Below are 21,607 nucleotides of genomic sequence, written 5' to 3' on the forward strand. Positions count from 1 at the left end.
TCCAAGGAACATGCCATGATCCGCGTCGGAATCGGCGGCTGGAATTTCGATGAATGGCGCGGCGGCGTGTTCTATCCCGACGATCTGCCACAACGGCGTGAACTGGAATTCGCCAGCCGCGCGCTGTCGAGTATCGAGATCAACGCGACCTATTACGGCAGCCAGAAGCCGACGACCTTTCAGAAATGGCATGACGAAACGCCCGATGATTTCGTCTTCGCGATCAAGGCGAGCCGCTACGCGACGAACCGCAAGAATCTTGGCGAGGCCGGCGGCAGCGTCGAAAAGTTCCTGACGTCGGGGATCACGAAGCTGGGCGACAAGCTTGGCCCGATCAACTGGCAGTTGGCCGCCACCAAGACTTTCGATCCCGAAGAATTTGCCGCCTTTCTCGCGCTTCTGCCCAAGACGCAGGACGGCATCGCCCTGCGCCACGCGATCGAGGTGCGCCACGACAGCTTCGCGGACAACAAGGCGGCCGAACTGTGCCGCGACCGGAACATCGCACTGATCCGCGGCGCCGACAGCGAGTTCCCCGATATCGACGTCGAAACCGCCGACTTCGCCTATATGCGCCTGATGGGCACGACCGACCGCGCGAACGGCTATACACCAAAGGCGCTGGATCACTGGGCCGAGGAAGCGAAGCGCATGGCCAAAGGACGCGACCTCTTCCTCTATGTCATCTCCGGCCACAAGGCACGGAATCCGGCCTGTGCACAGGCGCTGATCGAAAGGCTGACATGAGCTGCGCATGCGGACACGACCACGGGCCACGCCCTGCTCTCGAAGAGACGGGCGAGCCGATCGAACTCGACCGTCCGATGATCGCGCTGTCAGGCCGGCTGATCTGCGCCGATCCGTCTCAGATGATGCTAGCGATGGACCTTCTGCCCGGTCATATCGAGGCAAGCCGGGCGGAACCCGGGAACCTGCGATTCGACATCCATCAGGACGACGATCCGCTGGTCTGGCATCTGAGCGAACTCTTCGCCGATGCGGACGCCTTCGCCGCCCATCAGGCGCGCACGAAGGACAGTGACTGGGGCCGCGACTCTGGCGACATCCGCCGCGACTTTCACAAGGCCGAAGCCGCGCCCTTCCTGCGCCCTGAGGATCGGGCGGATCGCCACGGCATCCACGCTTTGAACCATCTCGCCTTCGGCAGCGAGGATGAGGCGCGGCTGGTTGACCGGTTGCGCGAAGACGGTGATCTGGACCTGTCGCTGGTCGCGGCGCAGGGCGGCACCGTCCTGGGTCATATCGCGCTGTCGCGGGTCGAAGCACATTTTCCCGCGCTGGCCCTGGCGCCGGTCGCGGTCCATCCCGCGATGCAGCGGCGCGGGATCGGTTCCGCGCTGATCCGGGCGGCCATCGCGGCGCGTCCGGATCACGCGATCATCGTCCTGGGCGAACCGGCCTATTATGCGCGCTTCGGCTTTGCGCCCGTCGATCTGGACTCGCCCTATGCCGCTCCCGCGCTGCAGGCTACGGGCCCCGGAATAGAAACGGGCGCGCAGATCGTTCACGCGCCCGCCTTTGCAAGCCTCGGCTGAGAGGCTCAGGCCTTGTAGATGTCGACCAGCTTGCCCAGCATTTCCAGCGCGTCGGTGCGCGAACGCTGGAAGCTGTTACGACCGATGATGCTGCCGTTGCCGCCGCCGTCGCGGATCGCCATCGCGTCTTCGTAAACCGCGTCCGATCCCTTGGCCGCGCCGCCCGAGAAGATGACGATCCGGCGCCCGCCGAAGGCCGCCTTCATGCAATGCTCGACGCGCTTGGCCTGGGTCGAGATGTCGATCCCCTGCGCCTCGTAGACTTTCTTGGCCTCGCCCAGTTCCAGATGGTCGGTCGAAAGCTTGATCTTGATGATATGGGCGCCCAAAAGTGCCGCGATCTGGGCGGCATAGGCGGCGATGTCGATCGCCGTTTCCCCGTCCTTGCTGATCGCCTCGCCGCGCGGATAGGACCAGATCACCGTGGCGACGCCCTTCGACGCAGCCTCGCGCCGCATTTCGGTGATCTCCTCGAACATGTCGAGCGCCATGTCGCTGCCGGGATAGATCGTGAAGCCGATGGCCGAACAGCCGAGGCGCAGTGCGTCATCGACAGTGGCCGTCACCGCCTGGTTCTTGCCGGCGGTGTCCGACATCAACGAGTTTGCGCTGTTGCATTTCAGGATGGTCGGGATCTGACCCGCGAAGGTGTCAGCCCCGGCCTCGATCATGCCCAGCGGCGCAGCATAGGCGTTCAGGCCCGCATCGATTGCCAACTGGTAATGATAGTGCGGGTCGTAGCCGTCGGGGTTCTTCGCGAAGGACCGCGCGGGGCCGTGTTCGAAGCCCTGATCGACGGGCAGGATGATCATCTTGCCGGTGCCGCCCAGCTTGCCGTGCATCAGCATCCGCGCAAGCTGCGCCTTCACGCCGGGCGTCTCACCCTCGTAATTGGCAAGAATGCGGCGGACGGTATCGGTCATGGTCATCACTCTATCCCCTGTGGCTTGGCTGCTTCCTAACAGAAGGGCGCGGCAGGGCAACGCTGGTGACGCTAACATCCCTGCGCAGGGCGTCACTTCGTTAACGCCGAGATAACCATTAATAAAATCCTAAACACTCGGCGCAGGCGGGATCGATACCCTCGTGCTAACGCTGACCCATGGGAATGGCGAAAGGAGGTCAGACATGGTTATCAACGCATCCCTCAGTCAGTCGCAACTCGTTCTGTTTGGCAGGTCATACGTCCCGCCTTACGAACTGAATACCGCGACCGCCGGAGTCTTCCAGCAGGCAATCAGTGCCGCGGGCGAGGCAGAGGTCGGCGACACGTCGTTCCGGTTCGATCTTGGCGGGCAGGACAAAGGCTATCTGGCCTGGCAAACAGCGGCCAAGGGCTATGAGGCAACAGCCAAGGTCCGCGAATCCGCGAACGATCCGGCCAAGCCGACGGAAAGCGTGGCGAGCAGTGAGACGGTCGCCAGCAGTCCGCCGGACGAGCCTACGCCGGCAACCGGTGGGGTGCCTGCGGAAGCCGGTACGGACGGAGCGGAAGCATCCGCGGGCGCTTCGCCCGGTCAGGCATCCGATGCTATCGGTGACGGCGGTTCGACGAATTCGGGCGAGACAAGCGGCGGTGCCGGGGTCGGCGCGACCGGCGGCAGCAGCGCGCCTGCAGCCTCGGGCGGGGATAGCGGTGGATCCACCGCGACAAGCCCTGAACCAGCACCCGCTGGTCCAGCGCCTGGCCCAGCCGGTTCTACCAGCAATCCTGGACCCGCAGGCAGCGGCAGTGGTAACAACAGTACCCCGCCACAAGGAGGTGGCGGCGGACTTCTTGGCAAGCTCTTCGGTCGCTGAAGCAACTCCTGAAATCGACAAAGCCGGATCGGGCGACCGATCCGGCTTTGTCATTTGCGGCAGGTTACGCTCGGGCGATCAGCGAGCGGCAGCGACCAGCGCTGCGACGCCCGGAAGCTCCTTGCCTTCCATCCATTCCAGGAAGGCACCCCCGGCCGTCGAAATGAAGGTGAAATCGTCTGCGACGCCGGCGCGGTTCAGCGCCGCGACGGTATCGCCGCCCCCCGCGACCGAGATCAGCGTGCCGGCCCGCGTCGCTTCCGCAGCCGCCTGCGCCGCCTCGTTGGTCGCGCGGTCGAAAGGCTCTATTTCGAAGGCGCCGAGCGGCCCGTTCCAGATCAGCGTCTTGCACCGACCGAACAGATCCTTGATCGCTGTGACCGTTTCCGGCCCGGCATCCAGGATCATTGCGTCGGCAGGGCACTGATCGACCGGCAGAACCTCGCTTTCCGCACCCGCCTTGAACTCACGCGCCACAACGATGTCGGTCGGCAGATAAATCGTGCACCCGACCTCTGCAGCATTGTCGAGGATCGCGCGTGCCGTGTCGGCCATGTCGCGTTCGGCCAGCGATTTGCCGACCTCGACCCCCTGCGCCACCAGGAAGGTATTGGCCATCCCGCCCCCGATGACGAGGTGATCGACCTTGCGCGTCAGGTTGTCGAGAAGCTCCAGCTTGGTCGAGACCTTTGCACCGCCCACGACCGCAGCCACGGGCCGTTCCGGGTTGCCCAACGCGGCATCGAGCGCCTTCAGCTCTGCTTCCATCAGCCGTCCGGCGCCGGCAGTCATGATATGGGCCAGCTGTTCGGTCGAGGCGTGCGCGCGATGCGAGGCGGAAAAGGCGTCGTTGATATAAACCTGACCCATTGCGGCGAGAGAGGCGGCGAAAGTCTGGTCGTTGCCTTCCTCGCCCTCATGGAAGCGCAGGTTTTCCATCAGCGCGACATCGCCCGGTTTCAGCGCGGCGACCGCGCGCTTGGCGGCGCCCCCGGTCAGGGTTTCGATGAAGGTGACCGGCTGACCCAGAGCCTGTTCCAGCGCGGGCACGACCTGGCGCAGGCTCATCGACTCCACGACCTGCCCCTTGGGACGGCCGAAATGCGCCAGCAGGACCGGGATGCCGCCCGCGTCCTGGATGTCCTTTACGGTCGGGACGATCTTGTCGATCCGGGTCGTGTCGGTCACGCGCCCGTCCTCGACCGGGACGTTGATGTCCACCCGCGTCAGCACCACCTTGCCGTCCAGATCCAGATCGTCGATCGTCTTGAAATCAGCCATCACGCATATCCTTTCAGCCTGCTGCCGGGTTCGCGCCCCTGCCCTGCCGCGGCTTGTCCCGCATGATGACGCCTTCGTCAACAATGTGCTCGGCGGCGGATCGCCGGGCGCGTTGCGCTTGGTCGGACCACAACCTATGTCGGTTCCAGCCCATAGGAGAAGGAGAGTCCGGTGGCCGAGATCAAGGATCCCGAGAACACGATCATCATCGAGCTGAAGGACGGCCCGGTCGTCGTCGAGCTTCTGAAGGATGTGGCACCGAAGCATGTCGAACGGATGAAGGAACTGGCGCGCGCCGGTGCCTATGACAACGTGGCCTTCCACCGCGTCATCGACGGGTTCATGGCCCAGACCGGCGACGTGCAGCACGCCAACATGGAAAAGGACTACAACCCCGGCCGCGCCGGGACCGGCGGTTCGGACAAACCCGACCTGCCCGCCGAATTTTCCAAGCTTCCGCACGCCCGCGGCACGCTTGGGGCGGCGCGGTCGTCGAACCCGAACAGCGCCAACAGCCAGTTCTTCATCAACTTCAAGGACAACGATTTCCTGAACGGCCAGTACACCGTCTATGGCCGGGTGATCGACGGGATGGAGAACGTGGACAAGATCGCGCGCGGCGAGCCGCCTGCGTCGCCTGACCGGATGATCAGCGTCAAGGTGGCTGCCGATGCGTAAGCTTGCGTTGATCCCGGCCCTGCTGATGGCTGCACCGGCCCTCGCGCAGGAGCTGCCGGGCGTCACCGACGGCCCCGGCCCCAATATGGTGATCGAGGTCGCGGGCGCAGACGGCACCGCCAAGGGCCAGATCGTCATCGACTTGTATGCCGACAAGGCCCCGAACCATGTCGAGCGTCTGGTGACGCTCGCGCGCGACGGCGCCTATGACGGGGTGGTGTTCCACCGCGTGATCGACGGCTTCATGGCCCAGACCGGCGACGTCCAGCACGGCAAGCAAAGCGGTGATACCGCAATGGCCGGCATGGGCGGTTCGGATCTTCCGGATCTCGCTGCCGAATTCAACGATGTCTCGTTCCAGCCAGGCACCGTCGGCATGGCGCGCAGCGCAAGCCCTGACAGCGCCAACAGCCAGTTCTTCATCGATCTGGCGCCGGCGCCGTTCCTTGACGGGCAATATACCGTCGTCGGCCAGCTGGTCGAAGGGTGGGACGTCCTGAATTCGATCAAGAAGGGCGATCCCGCCGCCAACGGATCGGTGGAAGCGCCCGACTACATGGCCACGGTCACGATCGCCGAATAACCCCCTGACGGGCGGCGCGGAGGTTTCGCGCCGCCCGAATTCGCGCTTGCGGCATCGGCAGACCCGCGCCTATCCTCGCGCCGCCATGAGTGCCGCCGCCACCATCAGCATGACCCGGATCGCGCCGTCGGCGCAGATCGCGATCGCACGCCACGGCTGGCGCGCGAAATGCTTGCAAAGGCTGGTGCGGATGGATTTGCCGGTTCCGCCAAGCTGGGCCTTCGACAGCGGCTCGGTCAGCGCGATCGCCAATGGTCATCTGCCCGATCAGGACATGTTGCGCACGATCATCGCCGAAGGCGACGGTCTGGTCAGTATCCGTCCGTCGGCGCTGAACCCCGAATGGGGCGGCCCTGGCACTGTGCTGAACGTGGGCATCAACGATGAATGCCATGGCGCGCTTTCCAAGAAACTGGGCAAGGATGCCGCAGACGCGCTGTATCTGGGTCTGGTGCAGACCTACGCCGTTCAGGTGGCGCGGCTTGATCCAGACATGTTCACGCAGGACGGTCCCGGCGCGCTGGACGACGCGCTGCGCCTCTACCGTGACGAAATGGACGAGCCGTTTCCGCAAGATCCCGCACGGCAATTGGCCGAGGTGATGCGGTCGATGGCCCGAGCGTGGGACGGGCCGTCCGCCCGTCTGCTGCGTCAGGCCAACGGCGCACCGCCCGTCGCACCGCTGGGTCTGGTGGTGCAGAAGATGGCGCTGGCGCTTGGGCCCGGACTGACGGGGTCTGGCACGATCCAGTTCGTCGATCCGGTGACCGGCGTCCACCGCATCACCGGGCGGTTCCGTGGGCAACAGCACCAGAACACCAAGGGTGCCGAGGCCGAGACGTTGTACCTGACCCGCGACGAGCGTGGCCCCTCGCTGGAAGACGCAGCACCCGAGGTCTTTGCCGATCTGGTGCGCTTCGGCGTCGCCGCCCGTGAGCGGTTGCGCGAAGAGATGGTGATCGAATTCGTGCTGACCGACGGCCAACTTGCGATCATCGATGCGATCAGGCTGCAAAGGTCATCGCGCGCATCGGTCCAGATCGCCGTCGCACTGGCGCGGGACGGGATCATCCCCGAGGACGAAGCCGTGATGCGGGTCGAGCCCCGCGCGCTGTCCGAGTTGCTGCATTATCAGGTGGACCCGCGTGCGCCGCGCGACATCATCGGCCGCGGCATCAATGCCTCACCCGGCGCGGCCACGGGGCGGCTGGTCTTCTCGGCCGCCGCCGCGCAGGCGCAGGCGTCGCGGGGCGAGCCCTGCGTGCTGGTCCGTCGCGAAACCCTGCCCGAGGATATTCGGGGCATGCACGCGTCCGTCGCGGTGCTGACCGAACGCGGCGGCACCACAAGCCACGCCGCCGTGATCGCGCGCGGCATGGGGCTGCCCTGCATTGTGGGTGCGACCGGTATCTCCATCGACGGTCGCAACCGGGTGCTGCGCGCCAAGGGCCGCATTTTTTCCGAGGGCGACCAGATCACCATCGACGGCAGCTCGGGCGAGGTGCTGGCGGGTGCGGCGGAAATGCTGGAACCGGCGCTGGACGACGCTTTCAACCAGCTGCTCGACTGGGCCGATGCCGCGCAGACGCTGAGCGTCCGCGCCAATGCCGACACCGCCGAAGAGGCCGAGACGGCCCTGCGGTTCAAGGCGCAGGGGATCGGCCTGTGCCGGACCGAGCACATGTTCTTCAACGAAGCGCGCCTGCCCGCGATGCGCGAGATGATCTTTGCCGACACCGCGGAAGATCGCCGCATGGCGCTTCAGCGTCTGCTGCCGATGCAACGCGACGATTTCGTGTCACTGTTCAAGCTCATGGCGGGACGGCCGGTCACCATCCGGCTTTTCGATCCGCCGCTGCACGAATTCCTGCCGACCGATCGCGAGGCGCTGCGTGAACTGGCCTTCTCGCTGGACCTGCCGCTGTCCGACGTGACCCGGCGCGTCGAGGCGATGGCGGAGTTCAACCCGATGCTGGGCCTTCGCGGTGTCCGATTGGGCATCACCATGCCCGAGATCTACGAGATGCAGGCCCGCGCGATCTTCGAGGCGACGGTCATCGCAGGCTCAAAAGGCGACGCGGTGGTGCCCGAGATCATGATCCCGCTGGTCTCGGCCATGCGCGAGGTCGAACTGGTCAAGACCCAGGTCGATTCCGTCGCTGCGAGCGTACGAAACGCCATGGGCAAGGAATTCTCATACCGGTTGGGGGTCATGGTCGAAACGCCGCGCGCGGCGCTTCGTGCAGGCGACATCGCGCCCCATTCGGCGTTCCTGTCTTTCGGAACCAACGATCTGACGCAGATGACCTACGGCCTTTCGCGCGACGATGCGGGCCGTTTCATGGGCAGCTACGTCAATCAAGGCGTCTACGAAGAAGACCCGTTCCACATCCTCGACCAGGAAGGCGTCGGTGAGTTGCTGCTGCTGGGCGCAGAGCGCGCGAGGCAGGCACATCCTGGGATCACGATCTCGATCTGCGGCGAACACGGCGGCAATCCGGAATCGATCGATTTCTGCCATCGCGCCGGGTTCGATTACGTGTCATGTTCACCCTTCCGTGTACCCGTCGCACGCCTTGCCGCCGCGCAGGCCTCGATCCGTGGACGGCGCGAATCGCAGCCGTAAAGTGGTGATTCAGCCTTAGGATGAGCCCGAAGCGGTCCTTTCTTTCCCCGCAAATCGCTGTTTTTCGCCAATTTTTGCGTTAGCGGTCGGCAAGGTTTCGCCGGTTCCGCGTCGAAGCGCAGCAAATTGGGTCATTAACCGTTTGGGCAACTGGCATCTTGCCATCCGGTTTGCCTATCCACCGCGCTGATCTTTGCGGCGGTCATCTCTGCTTCACATTCGCCGTCGCGTTGCAATGAACCCGAACGGCCCAGAGCAGGGCCCACGACATAGGAACAATCATGCCAAAGCTGCCGCCTCGGCTGATGCGCGCCTGTTTGTGTTTAGCGCTCGCCCAGTCACTCTTTGTGTTCAGTTTTTCCCCCGCTGCCGCCGAATCCGACCGTTCGATGATGGCCGGCCATTTTGCCCACAGCGCCGCGCTGCACGGGATCGAGCTTGCCGACGGCGATTTCCCGGACCGGGACACCCCCCGCGTCCACCCCCTGCGGTTCGCCGATGCCAAGCCCGCACAGGTCCGTAACGGTCCCGAACAGGTCTATCTCGCCCGCGCCACGCAACGCTTCAGCGAGGCCGATCTGGCCTGCCTGACCGAGGCGCTGTATTTCGAGGCGCGCGGCGAGGGCAAGCAAGGCCAGGCCGCTGTTGCCGAAGTCATCCTCAACCGCGTCGACAGCCGCGCGTTCCCGTCCAGCGTCTGTGGCGTCGTGAACCAGCAATCACAGTTCAGCTATACGATCGGCGGGAAGAAGCGGATCGGCAACAAGGCTGCCTATCTGCGCGTTCGCAACATCGCCGAGGCCGCGCTGTCCGGCGCGCCGCGCACCCTGACCAACGGCGCAACCTATTTCCACACGCCTTCGGTCCGCCCGGCATGGTCGCACCGTTTTCAGCGTACGGTGCAGATCGGTCGTCACATCTTCTATCGGTCGGGCCAGCGTCTCGCGTCGAACTGATCCCGAGACTGTCTGTCCCAACAGGCCCGGTCATGCGCCGGGCCTTTTGCTTTGGCTTGCGTCGCTCAGGCATAGCTGCAACATCCCGCGGATGGACCAGCCCGATCGCATTCACCTTCGCGACCACGTCGTCTCCGCCGATATCGGCGCCTTCCAGTCGGAACGTGGGCAGGACCAACGCCTGCGCTTCAACCTGACCGTCGACCTGGCAGAGCCTGTCGAGGGTACGGATGATGAAGTCGATGCGATCCTGTCCTACGACGTGCTGACAGGCGCGGTCACCTCGGCGCTTGGCGATCAGCGCTACAATCTGGTGGAAACACTGGCAGAACGGATCGCTGCCGAGGTTCTGGCCCATCCGCGCGCTGTGCGCATCGAGGTCACCGTCGAAAAGCTGGATCGCGGCCCCGGCGCGCTTGGCGTCACCATCGCACGTCAGGCAGGCCGCGTGGCGACCGGTCCTTCGGCCGATGGCGCGGCGATCTTGTTTTTCGCGAACGACGTCCCGATCCCGGCCGGGCGTATCGTGGTCGCGGACGGCCAAGGCGACCCCCAGGCGTCCGCGACCGACCGGATGATCGCGCTGCTGGCGCTGGATCAGGCGGCCTGGCGGCTTGGGGCGCGTCTCGGCCTCGATGTCGTCGCCTCGCGCACCGAACTCGACTGGGCGGCGGCGACCGGCCGTTCTGTCATCTGGGCGCCGGCGCGGATGGCGGCCGATGTCGCAGGATTGGCAGCCGATCCGATGGCGCTGACACTTTGGCTGGCCGATCGGCTTCAGGCGCGGCGGTTGGAGTTCGCGCTGCCCGCAGGCCGGGACCTGCCCGCTTTACCCGAAGGATTTAGCGTTCCGGTCAGCGTCGCACCATGAGCAGAGTCTACTATCGCCCCATCCCCGAACCGGAAACCGGCAGCCTCATCATCGCGGGCGGCTGGACACGCGCCTCGCGTTTCGAACGGCTGGAGCGGGGATGTTCGCCCGTGATCGTCGATGACGCCCCCGACGCAGTGATTGAGGCACTGACCGCACCGCGCGCGCCGCTGGTCGGCTTATCGCTCGACCGGCCCCGACTGATGGGGATCGTCAACGCTACCCCCGACAGCTTTTCGGACGGGGGCGCCTACGAGCCGTTAGAACAGGCACGGCGCCTGACCGCAGACGGGACCGAGATCCTCGATATCGGCGGTGAATCGACGCGGCCCGGCGCCACGGAACTGCCGGTGGAGGAAGAGATAGCGCGCGTGCGTCCGGTGATCGCCTCGATGCGATACGCCGCGCCTGTGTCGATCGATACTCGGAAGGCTGCGGTCGCGCGTGCTGCCCTGGATGAGGGTGCGGTGATGGTCAACGACGTGTCGGGTTTCGATTTCGATCCGGCCCTGGCGGGCATCGTTGCCGATGCGGGTGTGCCGGTCTGCCTGATGCATGCGCAGGGGCTGCCAGACCACATGCAGGACGATCCACGCTATGACGACGTGCTGCTGGACGTCTACGACGCGTTGGAGCAGCGCGTTGAACGGGCCGAGGCGGCGGGAATTTCACGCGACAGGATCGTGATCGACCCCGGCATCGGCTTCGGCAAGACGATGGCGCATAATCTGGCGATCCTGCGGCGCATTTCGCTGTATCATGGGCTTGGCTGCGCGGTGCTTCTGGGCGCCTCGCGCAAGCGGTTCATCGGCACGATCGGTGGCGCGGAGAACGCAGCCGAGCGGATGCCGGGGACGCTTGCCGTGACGCTGGCAGCGGTGGCGCAGGGTGTGCAGGTCCACCGCGTCCACGACGTGGCAGAGGTGCGACAGGCCCTGGCCCTGTGGCGTGCGGCCGCGGGCGAGGACGGATACGGGCAGGCATGACGACAAGGGGCAAGGACAGATGAGCAGAAAGCTGTTTGGAACCGACGGGGTGCGCGGGCGGGCCAATACGCCGCCGATGACAGCCGAGATGGCTTTGCGGATCGGTGCGGCGGCGGGGCGCTATTTCCGTCGCGACGGGCGCAACCGCCACCGTGTCGTGATCGGCAAGGACACGCGGTTGTCGGGCTACATGCTTGAAAACGCGCTGACCGCCGGCCTGACCAGCACCGGGATGAATGTCCTGCTGCTGGGTCCGGTGCCGACGCCGGCGGTGGGCTTTCTGACCCGCTCGATGCGGGCGGATCTGGGGATCATGATCTCGGCCAGCCACAACCCGGCGCATGACAACGGCATCAAGTTCTTCGGCCCCGATGGCTTCAAACTGTCGGACGAGGCCGAGACCGAGATCGAGGCCATCGTCGAGCAGGAAATCGTCCCGGCGCAGCCTGACAACATCGGCCGGGCCAAGCGCATCGACGACGGGCGCGGACGCTATGTCGAATACGCCAAGACCACGTTTCCGACCGGCCAGCGGCTGGACGGGCTGAAAGTCGTCGTCGATTGCGCCAACGGCGCAGCCTACCGCGCGGCCCCCGACGTGCTGTGGGAACTGGGCGCCGAGGTGATCCCGGTCGGCGTGAAGCCCGATGGGTTCAACATCAACGATGGTGTCGGCAGCACCCATCCCGAAGCCTGCGCCGCGGCCGTGCGCGAGCATGGGGCCGATCTGGGCATCTCGTTGGACGGTGACGCCGATCGGGTTGCGATCATCGACGAGACCGGACGACTGGCCGATGGCGATCAGATCATGGCGCTTCTGGCCGGTCGCTGGGCAGAACAGGGTCGGCTGAAGGGGGGCGCGCTGGTGGCCACCGTGATGTCGAACCTGGGCCTCGAACGGTTCCTGACCGGGCGCGGCCTGCGGCTGGAACGCACCCGCGTCGGCGACCGCTACGTGGTCGAGAAGATGCGCGGCGCGGGCTTCAACCTGGGCGGCGAGCAGTCGGGTCATATCGTGATGACCGATTACGCGACCACCGGCGACGGGCTGATCGCGGGTCTGCAGTTTCTGGCCGCGATGGCCGATAGCGGCCAGCGTGCGAGCGATCTGGTTGCGCAGTTCGAGCCGGTGCCGCAGATGCTGAAAAACGTCCGTTACGCGGCGGGGGCCGATCCGTTGTCGGCGGCCGAGGTCAAGGCGGTCATCGCCGAGGCAGAGGCACGGCTGGAAGGTCATGGCCGCGTGCTGATCCGCAAGTCGGGAACCGAGCCGCTGATCCGGGTCATGGCCGAGGCCGAGGACGAACGCATGTTGCGCGAGGTCGTGGACGGCATCGTCGCTGCGGTCGAAAAGGCGGCCTGAGCCCGGTTAATCGCGCGAAGAGGGGGCCGACTGCCCCGATCTCAAGGCTCCATCCGTCAATGCGACGGTCAGACCCCGGCGATAGGGTCGTGGTCGTAGATCCAGTCGAAGCGCGACAGCAGGAATGACGGTCTGAAGGTCGACGCCGACCGCAGTGCCGCATGTGCGACCCGCTGTCGCAGACCGCCAAGATGGTAATGGCGCGCATTTGCATCACCCATCGCAACGATACGGGTGCACCGGTCCTGCCGCAGCACTTGGTAGCGTGCGAGAGCCTTCGCTTGATCCGGGTCTGTCCCAAGACAGGCGGCGAGCGCCCAGGCATCCTCGATCGCCATCGCCGCCCCCTGCGCCATGAAGGGCAGTGTCGGATGCGCGGCATCGCCGATCAGCACACGATTGTCGTCATGCCAGCGCGGCGCGACGCGGTGCCGGAACAGCCCCCAGAGATGCGCGTCGTGGACAGCATCCAGCCAACCGGGCACCGGACCGCGGAACGATGCGAAGGCGCTGCGGAGTTGGGCAGGATCGCCCGGCTGCGACCACCCCTCCTCCTGCCACTCGGCGCGTTCCTCCACCGCCACGATGTTGCGCAGGTTGTTCGCAAGCGGGTAGCTGACAAGATGCCGGCCGGGGCCCAAGAAGGCGTCGACCCAGACCTCCGGCTGCGGATCGGGATCGTCGATGACTGCGCGCCAAGCGGTCTGGCCGGTAAAGAACGGCGCCTCGGTGCCGTTCAGTTCACGACGGACACGGCTTTGCAATCCGTCCGCGCCGACGAGCAGACCGACGTCAGGCAAGGTCTCCACCCTCTCCCCCAGCCGCAGGATCACGCCCGCCTTGCTGATGGCCTCGGCCAAAACCTCGATCAGGCGCGCGCGGTGGATCAGGCGAAAGGGTGCGTCGGGCCGATGCCGCAGGAAATCGAGCGTCGCGACGGGCTTCCCGGCGCTGTTCCACAACCGAACCCCGCGGCTGCGCAGCGACACTGCGTCGAGCCCTGGTCCCAGCCCCAGCGCGTCCAAGACGCGACCGGCATTGGGAGAGATCTGGATACCCGCGCCCACTTCCGCCAGTTCTGGCGCCCTCTCCAGAACGGTCACAACTGATCCGCGCTGAGTCAGCGCCAGGGCCGCTGTCAGGCCGGCGATCCCCGCCCCCACGATCGTCGCAGCGGGCATCATGTCTTAGCTTGAAGTAGGCCGCATCGCTGCGGGAAGTCGGCGTTGTGCGATTGTCGCACCCGGATCAATCGTCGCGGTGAACCCGCTCACGCCGCTCGTGCTTTTCCTGCGCTTCCAGCGTCATCGTGGCGATCGGGCGCGCGTCGAGGCGCTTGAGGCTGATCGGCTCGCCGGTCATTTCGCAATAGCCGTATTCGCCGGTCTCGATCCGGCGCAGCGCGCTGTCGATCTTGCTGACCAGTTTGCGCTGGCGGTCGCGTGTGCGCAGTTCCAGCGCGCGGTCGGTTTCCTCGCTGGCGCGGTCGGCGATGTCGGGGACGTTGCGGCCGCTGTCCTGCAGGCCTTCCAGGGTCTCGGCCGACTGATCCAGAAGTTCCTGCTTCCACGCGTTCAGCTTGCGACGGAAATACTCAAGCTGCCGGTCGTTCATGAAAGGCTCGTCCTCGGCGGGGCGATAATCCTGCGGCAGAAACGTCTGGGCTTTCATTGGACCTCCGGCAGGCCGGTCGCGGTGAAAACCGGCACCTTGGCCGCCCCATTAAAGTATGAGCACCCTCTTGTCACGGGTCAATCGCGTTGACAATTGCGGCATCCTTGCGGCCTTTCCGGACGGCGGATAGGGTGCCGGCGCCCTGCCCTGAAGGATGATGACATGCGCTTTGCCGGTTCCGACACCTATGTCGCGCCCCCCGATCTTGCCATCGCCGTCAACGCCGCCGTGACGCTGGAACGGCCGCTGCTGGTCAAGGGCGAGCCGGGCACCGGCAAGACCGAGCTGGCCCGGCAGGTCGCGGCATCGTTGGGGCTGCCGATCATCGAATGGTCGATCAAGTCGACCACCAAGGCGCAACAGGGTCTTTACGAGTACGACGCTGTGAGCCGCCTTCGCGATAGCCAACTGGGCGATGCGCGGGTGAACGAGGTTGGGCACTATATCCGGCGCGGCAAGCTGTGGCAGGCTTTCGAGGCACCAGAAAAGGTAGTGCTCCTGATCGACGAGATCGACAAGGCCGACATCGAGTTCCCGAACGATCTGCTGCAGGAACTCGACCGGATGGAGTTCCACGTCTACGAGACCGGCGAGACGGTCGCCGCGATCCATCGCCCGATCGTCATCATCACGTCGAACAACGAAAAGGAACTGCCCGACGCCTTCCTGCGCCGCTGTTTCTTCCACTATATCCGCTTCCCGGATGCCGAGACGCTGAAGCGGATCGTCGAGGTTCATTATCCCGGACTGAAGCCACGTCTGCTGGAAGCCGCCTTGAGCCAGTTTCTGGAACTGCGCGAGGCGCCGGGTCTGAAGAAGAAGCCCTCGACCAGCGAGCTGCTGGACTGGCTGAAGTTGATCCTGGCCGAGGATCTGTCGCCCGAGGATTTGAAGCGCGAGCCGGGCGAGATGCTGCCCAAGCTTCATGGCGCGCTGCTAAAAAACGAACAGGACGTGGCACTGTTCGAAAAGCTTGCCTTCATGGCGCGGCGGCAGGGCCGGTGATGGAAATCCGCGCGCTGAGATCCGAGGATCGCCCGCAGTGGCAAGCGCTCTACGACGATTATCACCGTTTCTATGACCGTCCCGATTTGCCCGACGCGTTCTTCGACCAGGCTTTCACGCGGCTGATCGCGGATGATCCTTCGGATTTTCATGGGCTGGTCGCCGAGGCGGACGGCATTCTGCTGGGCCTGACCCATTACGTGTTTCATCCGCATCTGTGGCGGCCAGAAGGCACCTGCTATCTGCAAGATCTCTATACCGCGCCTGATGCCCGTGGGCGCGGTGTCGCCCGCGCGCTGATCGAGGCGGTCTATACCGCGGCCGACAGGTCGGGCACGCCCGCCGTCTACTGGCTGACGCAGGAAACGAATTATGCGGGTCGGATGCTCTATGATCGCGTCGGAAGACAAAGCGGATTCATCCGGTACAACCGACCGCTTTAGCCGCCTTGCCGAACTCCCCCCCGCCCCGGTATGACGGCCCGACCGTCCCGGAGCCGACCATGTCCGACCGCACCCAGCCCCAGCCGCAACCCGGCATCATGGAAATCGCCCTGTATGTCAGCGGCGAAAGCAAGCTTGCGGGCGGCGGCGAGGCGCTGAAGCTTTCGGCCAACGAAAATCCCTACGGCTGCAGCCCGGCCGCGACGGCGGCGTTTCAGGCAGCCGCAAAAGACCTGAACCGCTATCCCGCGACCGATCACGGCCCGCTGCGTCGCGCCATCGGGGATATCCATGGCCTCGACCCCGACCGGATCATCTGCGGTGTCGGCTCGGACGAGGTTCTGCAGTTCGTGGCACAGGCCTACGCAGGGCCCGGCGATGAGGTCATCACCACGCGCCACGGTTTCGCGATGTATCCGATCCTGGCCCATGCGGTTGGCGCGACCCCGGTGACCGTGGACGAGGCCGATCGGCGGATCGATGTGGATGCTATCCTGCGCGCGGTGACCGAGCGGACGCGGATCGTGTTCCTTGCCAATCCCGCCAATCCGACCGGGACGATGCTGTCCGGGGAAGACCTGCGTCGGCTGATCGCAGGACTGCCGGGCGACTGCGTCCTGGTCCATGACGGCGCCTACATGGAATTCGCCCAGCCCGATTACCGCGACGCCGATCTGGTCGATGCCTATCCGAACGTGGTGATGACGCGCACCTTCTCGAAGATCCACGGGCTCGGCGGGTTGCGGATCGGCTGGGGCTATGCGCAGCGTCCGATCATCGATGTGCTGGCGCGCCTTCGGCAACCGTTCAACCTGTCGAACGCGCAGATGGCCGCGGCAGAAGCCGCGATGCGCGATACCGAGTTCACCGCGCACTGCGCCGCCGAAAACGCTCGGCTGCGGCGCTGGCTGCGCAACCAACTGGTGCAGATGGGCGTTGCCTGCGACGAAAGCCACGCGAATTTCGTACTTGCCCGCCTTCCCGATGCCGAGCGCGCGCGCGCCTGCGATGTGGCGTTGCGCGATGCCGGGATCATCGTGCGCAACGTCGCCAGCTACCACTTGCCCGAGGCACTGCGCATCACCGTAGGCGATGAGGCTGGCTGTCGCCGGGTCATCGCGGCGATCAGCGAATTCATGGCTGGTGAAAGGGCTGCGCGATGAGCGTGATCTACGACCGCGTGGCCCTGATCGGGCTGGGGTTGATCGCCGGCTCGATGGCGCTCGCGATGCGCGAGAAGGGTCTGGCCGGTCAGGTCCACGGCTATGCCCGCAGCGCCGAGACGCGCGATGTGGCGCGCGAGATCGGCTTGTGCGACGCGATCCACAACGATGTTTCCGTCGCAGTGAAGGATGCCGATCTGGTCGTGCTGGCGGTCCCGGTCGGCGCCATGGGCGATGTCGCGGCCGAAATCGCGCCGCATCTGAAGCCCGGCGCGGTGGTCACGGATGTCGGTTCCGTCAAGCAATCGGTCATCGACGCGGTCGCCCCGCATCTGCCTGAAGGCATCCACTTCATCCCGGGCCATCCGCTGGCCGGGACCGAACATTCCGGGCCGCGCGCGGGCTTTGCCAGCCTCTTCCGCAATCGCTGGTGGCTGCTGACGCCGCTGCCCGATGCGGACGAGGCGCAGGTCGCTCGGCTCGAGGATCTGGTTCGTGGCATCGGCGCGAATGTCGAGCGGATGGACCCCGGTCACCACGATCTGGTGCTGGCCGTGACCAGCCACACGCCGCACCTGATCGCCTACACGATGGTCGGCGTCGCCGATCATCTGCGCCGCGTGACCGACGAAGAGGTCATCAAGTATTCCGCCGCCGGTTTCCGCGACTTCACCCGGATCGCCGCCAGCGATCCGACGATGTGGCGCGACGTGTTCCTGCACAATCGCGAGGCGACGCTGGATATCCTCGGCCGCTTCACCGAAGAGCTGTTCGTCCTGCAGCGCGCGATCCGTATGGGCGACGGCCAGCAATTGCACGATTACTTCACACGCACGCGCGCGATCCGGCGCGGCATCATCGAGGCGGGTCAGGACACCGACGCACCGGACTTCGGGCGCGGCAAGGGCTGAAGCGTTTCAGCGAAAGTGGCCGCCGAGTTCGTTTGCCCGATACGCGGTCAATAAAGTCTCACCAATGCGGCGGGCGCTGGTCGGCCAGCGGGACCGAGCCGCCGGCGTCAAGCTCGCGCTCCGCCTCCGCCCGACGCAACTGCTCGACCCGGCGGGTCAGTTGCGCGATTTCGGCATCCTGACGGGCCACGACCTCGGACAGGTCCTCAACCGTGCGGGTCAGGTGGGCCACCGCCTCTTCCAGCGTCTCGGTCCGCTTGTCCATGAAGGCGCCCTCCGTTAAAGCAGCCACGGACCGGCCGAAGGCGACCATCATGGCGAAAGACAAGAAACAACCCCGCCCCAAGGCGGAAACGCCGAAGGGCTTTCGCGACTATTTTGGCGCGGATGTCACCGAACGCAAGGCGATGCTGGACGCGATCGCCCGCGTCTATGCGCTGCACGGCTTCGATCCGTTGGAAACCAGCGCCGTCGAGACGGTCGAGGCCCTGGGAAAGTTCCTGCCCGATGTGGACCGCCCGAACGCCGGCGTCTTCGCCTGGCAGGAGGAGGCCGTTCCAGGTGGCGGTTCGGGCGACTGGCTGGCGCTGCGCTATGACCTGACGGCGCCCCTGGCGCGCGTCGCGGCGCAGTTCCGCAACGATCTGCCGAGCCCCTATCGCCGTTACGCGATGGGTCCGGTCTGGCGCAACGAGAAGCCGGGGCCCGGGCGGTTCCGGCAATTCTATCAATGCGATGCCGATACGGTCGGCAGTGCGTCCGTCGCGGCGGACGCGGAAATCTGCGCGATGCTGGCCGATGCGTTGGAAGCGGTGGGCATCGCGCGCGGCGATTACGTCGTGCGGATCAACAATCGCAAGGTACTGAACGGCGTTCTGGAAGCCGCCGAGGTCCGCGAGGATCAGGCCGATGACGTGCTTCGCCAGATAGACAAGTTCGACAAGGTCGGCCGCGAGGGCGTGCTGTCGCTGCTGACCACCGGACGCCGCGACGACAGCGGCGCCGAGATCGAAGGCGTGGGGTTGAGCGAGGCGCAGGCCAAGCCGGTGCTGGACTTCCTGACGGCGAAGGGTGGCGAGAACGGCGCCACGCTGGACAATCTGCGTGCGGCGGTCGGTGGCTCGACCATCGGCGCCGAGGGCGTGGACGAATTGTCGCAGATCGCCGCGATGCTGGCCGCGATGGGGATGAACGAGGACCGGATCGTGATCGACCCCGCCGTGGTCCGCGGCCTCGGCTATTACACCGGCCCGGTGTTCGAGGCCGAACTGACCTTCGAGATCCTCGACGAGAAGGGGCGCAAGCGGCAGTTCGGCAGCGTCGCGGGCGGAGGGCGCTATGACGGGCTGGTCGAACGCTTCACCGGGCAGAAGGTCCCGGCGACGGGCGTCAGCATCGGCGTGGACCGCCTGCTGGCGGCGCTGCGGGCCAAGGGGCTGACAGGGGCAGAGGCATCGGGTCCAGTCGTGGTGACGGTGATGGATCGCGACCGGATGGGTGACTATCAGGCGATGGCTGCGGAACTGCGCGCGGCGGGCATCCGTGCCGAAGTCTATCTGGGCAATCCGAAGAATTTCGGCAACCAGTTGAAATACGCCGACAAGCGCGCTGCCCCCATAGCGATCATCCAGGGCGCGGACGAGGCGGCGCGCGGTGTCGTGCAGGTCAAGGACCTGATCCTTGGCGCGAAGATCGCGGCCGAGGCTAGCCTTGACGAATGGAAGTCCCAGCCCGCGCAGACCGAGGTCGCACGCGGCGATCTGCTTGCCGAAGTGCGGCGCATCCTGGGATGATCGCCAAGCGCGACAAGCAGGCCGTTGGCCACCGTCTGCTGGCGGCGTTCCGAGAGGCAGGCGCGGTCGAGGTCGCGCCCGACATCCTGTTGCCGGCCGAGACTCTGCTGGACCTCTATGGCGAGGACATCCGCGCCCGCGCCTATGTCACCAGCGATCCGATCCGGGGCGAGGTGATGCTGCGTCCCGATTTCACCGTGCCGGTCGTGCAGATGCACATGGACGGCGGGGCCGAGCCTGCGCGCTACTGCTATCTGGGCGAGATCTTCCGCAAGCAGGATACCGGCGAGACCCGCCCCGACCACCAGCGCGACAACGAGTATCTGCAGGCCGGGTTCGAACTGTTCAGCCGAGAGCCGGGCGCAGACGCAGAGGTCTTTGCGCTGTTTCACCGGTTGCTGGCGCCCTATGGCCTGCGGGCGGTGATGGGCGACATGGCGCTGATGCTTGATGCGGTGGCAGGGCTGCCCCTGCCCGCCCCGCGGCGCGATGCGCTGATCCATCACGTCTGGCGGCCGCGCCGCTTTGCGCGACTGCTGGAACGTTTTTCCAGTCCGACGGCGCAACGGGATTTTCCCTCAGCATCAGGGTCTTGGGCGGGCCTTCGCGGCGAGGACGAGATGGAAGCGAGGATCGCGCGGATCGCGGCCGACGCCGGGACGCCGCCGCTCGATCCTGTCTGGACGACGCGGCTTCAGCGGCTGTTCGCCCTGAACGGTCCCGCCGACGAAGCGCTGCGCAACCTTCAGGCGCTGCAAGGCGAATTGCCGGCAATCGCGCCCGCGGTGGCGCGGATCGAGGCGCGGCTTTCCGCCATCGCGGCCCGCGGAATCGAGCCTGCAAGCGTCCATTTCGACGCCAGCCACGGCCGGACGACGATGGAATATTACGACGGATTCACCTTCACCTTCGTGGCCCGCGACCATGCCGGCTGGCCCCCGGTCGCATCCGGCGGACGCTATGACGCGCTGACTGCAGTTCTGGGAAAAGGCCAAAGAATTCCTGCCGTTGGCGGGATCGTTCGGCCGGGATTGCTGGCCGAACTGGAGGGCGTATGATCCGGCTAGGGGTTCCCTCGAAAGGGCGGCTGATGGAGCTGACCTTCGACTGGTTCGCTGCGCGCGGTGTCACGCTGTCGCGCAGCGGCTCGGATCGTGATTACGGGGGCCGGGTCGAGGGGATCGACGGGCTGCAGCTTGTCCTTCTGTCGGCGGGCGAGATCCCGCGCGAACTGGCGGTAGGGCGGATCGAACTGGGTGTGACCGGGCAGGATCTGGTGCGCGAAAGACTGGTTGGCTGGCGCAGCGATCTGGCCGAGATCGCGCCGCTGGGCTTCGGTCACGCCGACCTGATCCTGGCCGTGCCCGAATGCTGGCGCGATTGCGAAACGCTGGACGATTTTGCCAGTATTGCCCGCGACTTTCGCGCGGCGCATGGGTTCCGCCTGCGGATTGCGACGAAATATCATCGGCTTGTTCGCGCCTGGCTGGCCGAGGCCGAAGTCGCTGATTATCAGCTGGTGGACAGCCAGGGCGCGACCGAAGGCACGGTGGCGAACCAGACAGCCGAGGCGATTGCCGACATCACGTCAAGCGGCGAGACGCTGCGCGCGAACGCGCTAAAGATCATAGAGCACGACAATCCGATCCTGCGCAGCCAGGCGGTTCTGTTTGCCAATCGTGCGGCGATGGGCGCCGAACTGGACCGGGTTCTGACGCATCTGGGACTGGCCGCGCGTTAACCAACCTGAACGGCAACGGCAGCGAATGGTGGGGCGCAACAGCGCAACACCCTGGGCTACGCTTTGGCCAGCATTTGCTGGGTCCGACGGGTCACAGCCCGTACACCGCGCGTACACAGGCTGTACACAACCTGTACACAGGCTGCGAACGTGCGGTTCGGACTTGGTTAAGGATTT

General features: G+C 65.7%; 22 protein-coding genes. 17 read left to right on the plus strand and 5 right to left on the minus strand.

Going from position 1 to position 21,607, the window contains the following annotated elements:
• The first annotated feature begins 15 nt into the window (after positions 1 to 15).
• Both MLD63_RS15030 and MLD63_RS15035 read left to right on the plus strand, forming a co-directional pair.
• Positions 16 to 747 (plus strand): DUF72 domain-containing protein, encoded by a 732-nt coding sequence (locus MLD63_RS15030; RefSeq protein ID WP_255330725.1) that lies wholly within the window; start codon positions 16 to 18, stop codon positions 745 to 747.
• The gene (locus MLD63_RS15035) at positions 744 to 1,556 is read left to right on the plus strand and encodes a GNAT family N-acetyltransferase (RefSeq protein ID WP_255330726.1); all 813 of its coding nucleotides are present in this window, start codon (positions 744 to 746) and stop codon (positions 1,554 to 1,556) included. The genes MLD63_RS15030 and MLD63_RS15035 overlap by 4 nt, the downstream gene beginning before the upstream one ends.
• Before the next feature lie 5 nt (positions 1,557 to 1,561).
• Here the strand turns inward: MLD63_RS15035 and MLD63_RS15040 are convergent, their stop codons facing one another.
• Positions 1,562 to 2,485: a class I fructose-bisphosphate aldolase gene (locus tag MLD63_RS15040; protein WP_255330727.1), complete on the minus strand. Its 924-nt coding sequence runs from the start codon at positions 2,483 to 2,485 to the stop codon at positions 1,562 to 1,564.
• Positions 2,486 to 2,684: 199 nt separating this feature from the next.
• Here MLD63_RS15040 and MLD63_RS15045 point away from each other — a divergent pair, with 199 nt between their 5' ends.
• Positions 2,685 to 3,356, plus strand: a complete 672-nt coding sequence (locus MLD63_RS15045) for a hypothetical protein (protein ID WP_255330728.1) — start codon at positions 2,685 to 2,687, stop codon at positions 3,354 to 3,356.
• A 78-nt stretch (positions 3,357 to 3,434) separates the two neighbouring features.
• On the opposite strand, the gene MLD63_RS15050 is transcribed toward MLD63_RS15045, so the two are convergent.
• Positions 3,435 to 4,637, minus strand: coding sequence for a phosphoglycerate kinase (locus MLD63_RS15050; RefSeq protein ID WP_255330729.1), 1,203 nt, complete (start codon positions 4,635 to 4,637; stop codon positions 3,435 to 3,437).
• 171 nt (positions 4,638 to 4,808) lie between these two features.
• On the opposite strand from MLD63_RS15050, the gene MLD63_RS15055 reads away from it, so the two are divergent.
• The 7 genes from MLD63_RS15055 (at position 4,809) to glmM (ending at position 12,700) form a co-directional block, all read left to right on the plus strand.
• Positions 4,809 to 5,315 (plus strand): peptidylprolyl isomerase, encoded by a 507-nt coding sequence (locus tag MLD63_RS15055; RefSeq protein ID WP_255330730.1) that lies wholly within the window; start codon positions 4,809 to 4,811, stop codon positions 5,313 to 5,315.
• A 25-nt stretch (positions 5,316 to 5,340) separates the two neighbouring features.
• Positions 5,341 to 5,898 (plus strand): peptidylprolyl isomerase, encoded by a 558-nt coding sequence (locus tag MLD63_RS15060; protein ID WP_439957674.1) that lies wholly within the window; start codon positions 5,341 to 5,343, stop codon positions 5,896 to 5,898.
• Between the two features lie 85 nt (positions 5,899 to 5,983).
• The gene (locus MLD63_RS15065) at positions 5,984 to 8,524 is read left to right on the plus strand and encodes a putative PEP-binding protein (RefSeq protein ID WP_255330732.1); all 2,541 of its coding nucleotides are present in this window, start codon (positions 5,984 to 5,986) and stop codon (positions 8,522 to 8,524) included.
• Positions 8,525 to 8,916: 392 nt separating this feature from the next.
• Positions 8,917 to 9,480: a cell wall hydrolase gene (locus MLD63_RS15070; RefSeq protein WP_255330733.1), complete on the plus strand. Its 564-nt coding sequence runs from the start codon at positions 8,917 to 8,919 to the stop codon at positions 9,478 to 9,480.
• Positions 9,481 to 9,571: 91 nt separating this feature from the next.
• Positions 9,572 to 10,351 (plus strand): dihydroneopterin aldolase, encoded by a 780-nt coding sequence (locus MLD63_RS15075; RefSeq protein ID WP_255330734.1) that lies wholly within the window; start codon positions 9,572 to 9,574, stop codon positions 10,349 to 10,351.
• Positions 10,348 to 11,337 (plus strand): dihydropteroate synthase, encoded by a 990-nt coding sequence (folP, locus tag MLD63_RS15080; RefSeq protein ID WP_255330735.1) that lies wholly within the window; start codon positions 10,348 to 10,350, stop codon positions 11,335 to 11,337. Before MLD63_RS15075 ends, folP begins: the two co-directional genes overlap by 4 nt.
• 19 nt (positions 11,338 to 11,356) lie before the next feature.
• Positions 11,357 to 12,700 carry a phosphoglucosamine mutase gene (gene glmM, locus MLD63_RS15085; RefSeq protein WP_255330736.1) on the plus strand — a complete coding sequence of 448 codons (1,344 nt, stop codon included), beginning with the start codon at positions 11,357 to 11,359 and terminating at the stop codon, positions 12,698 to 12,700.
• A gap of 68 nt (positions 12,701 to 12,768) precedes the next feature.
• Here the strand turns inward: glmM and MLD63_RS15090 are convergent, their stop codons facing one another.
• On the minus strand, positions 12,769 to 13,884 hold the full coding sequence (locus tag MLD63_RS15090) for an FAD-dependent oxidoreductase (protein WP_255330737.1): 1,116 nt from the start codon (positions 13,882 to 13,884) through the stop codon (positions 12,769 to 12,771).
• Positions 13,885 to 13,948: 64 nt separating this feature from the next.
• On the minus strand, positions 13,949 to 14,371 hold the full coding sequence (gene dksA / locus MLD63_RS15095; RefSeq protein ID WP_255330738.1) for an RNA polymerase-binding protein DksA: 423 nt from the start codon (positions 14,369 to 14,371) through the stop codon (positions 13,949 to 13,951).
• Positions 14,372 to 14,536: 165 nt separating this feature from the next.
• Here dksA and MLD63_RS15100 point away from each other — a divergent pair, with 165 nt between their 5' ends.
• The 4 genes from MLD63_RS15100 to MLD63_RS15115 are packed head-to-tail and all read left to right on the plus strand — an operon-like array spanning position 14,537 to position 17,896.
• Complete coding sequence (locus MLD63_RS15100) at positions 14,537 to 15,379, plus strand: AAA family ATPase (RefSeq protein ID WP_255330739.1); 843 nt, start codon at positions 14,537 to 14,539, stop codon at positions 15,377 to 15,379.
• Entirely contained in the window at positions 15,379 to 15,822 is a 444-nt protein-coding gene (locus MLD63_RS15105) for a GNAT family N-acetyltransferase (protein ID WP_255330740.1), read from the plus strand. The genes MLD63_RS15100 and MLD63_RS15105 overlap by 1 nt, the downstream gene beginning before the upstream one ends.
• Before the next feature lie 59 nt (positions 15,823 to 15,881).
• Positions 15,882 to 16,985 (plus strand): histidinol-phosphate transaminase, encoded by a 1,104-nt coding sequence (gene hisC / locus MLD63_RS15110; RefSeq protein ID WP_255330741.1) that lies wholly within the window; start codon positions 15,882 to 15,884, stop codon positions 16,983 to 16,985.
• The gene (locus MLD63_RS15115; RefSeq protein ID WP_255330742.1) at positions 16,982 to 17,896 is read left to right on the plus strand and encodes a prephenate/arogenate dehydrogenase family protein; all 915 of its coding nucleotides are present in this window, start codon (positions 16,982 to 16,984) and stop codon (positions 17,894 to 17,896) included. Before hisC ends, MLD63_RS15115 begins: the two co-directional genes overlap by 4 nt.
• Before the next feature lie 58 nt (positions 17,897 to 17,954).
• Here the strand turns inward: MLD63_RS15115 and MLD63_RS15120 are convergent, their stop codons facing one another.
• On the minus strand, positions 17,955 to 18,161 hold the full coding sequence (locus tag MLD63_RS15120; protein ID WP_255330743.1) for a SlyX family protein: 207 nt from the start codon (positions 18,159 to 18,161) through the stop codon (positions 17,955 to 17,957).
• Positions 18,162 to 18,210: 49 nt separating this feature from the next.
• On the opposite strand from MLD63_RS15120, the gene hisS reads away from it, so the two are divergent.
• The 3 genes from hisS to hisG are packed head-to-tail and all read left to right on the plus strand — an operon-like array spanning position 18,211 to position 21,430.
• Positions 18,211 to 19,689, plus strand: a complete 1,479-nt coding sequence (hisS, locus tag MLD63_RS15125) for a histidine--tRNA ligase (protein ID WP_255330744.1) — start codon at positions 18,211 to 18,213, stop codon at positions 19,687 to 19,689.
• Positions 19,689 to 20,747 (plus strand): ATP phosphoribosyltransferase regulatory subunit, encoded by a 1,059-nt coding sequence (locus MLD63_RS15130; RefSeq protein ID WP_439957675.1) that lies wholly within the window; start codon positions 19,689 to 19,691, stop codon positions 20,745 to 20,747. The genes hisS and MLD63_RS15130 overlap by 1 nt, the downstream gene beginning before the upstream one ends.
• Positions 20,744 to 21,430, plus strand: a complete 687-nt coding sequence (hisG, locus tag MLD63_RS15135) for an ATP phosphoribosyltransferase (RefSeq protein ID WP_255330746.1) — start codon at positions 20,744 to 20,746, stop codon at positions 21,428 to 21,430. Before MLD63_RS15130 ends, hisG begins: the two co-directional genes overlap by 4 nt.
• The last annotated feature ends 177 nt before the right edge of the window (positions 21,431 to 21,607 follow it).

Origin of the sequence: Paracoccus albicereus (genome assembly GCF_024359525.1) — a bacterium.
Lineage (GTDB): Bacteria > Pseudomonadota > Alphaproteobacteria > Rhodobacterales > Rhodobacteraceae > Paracoccus > Paracoccus albicereus.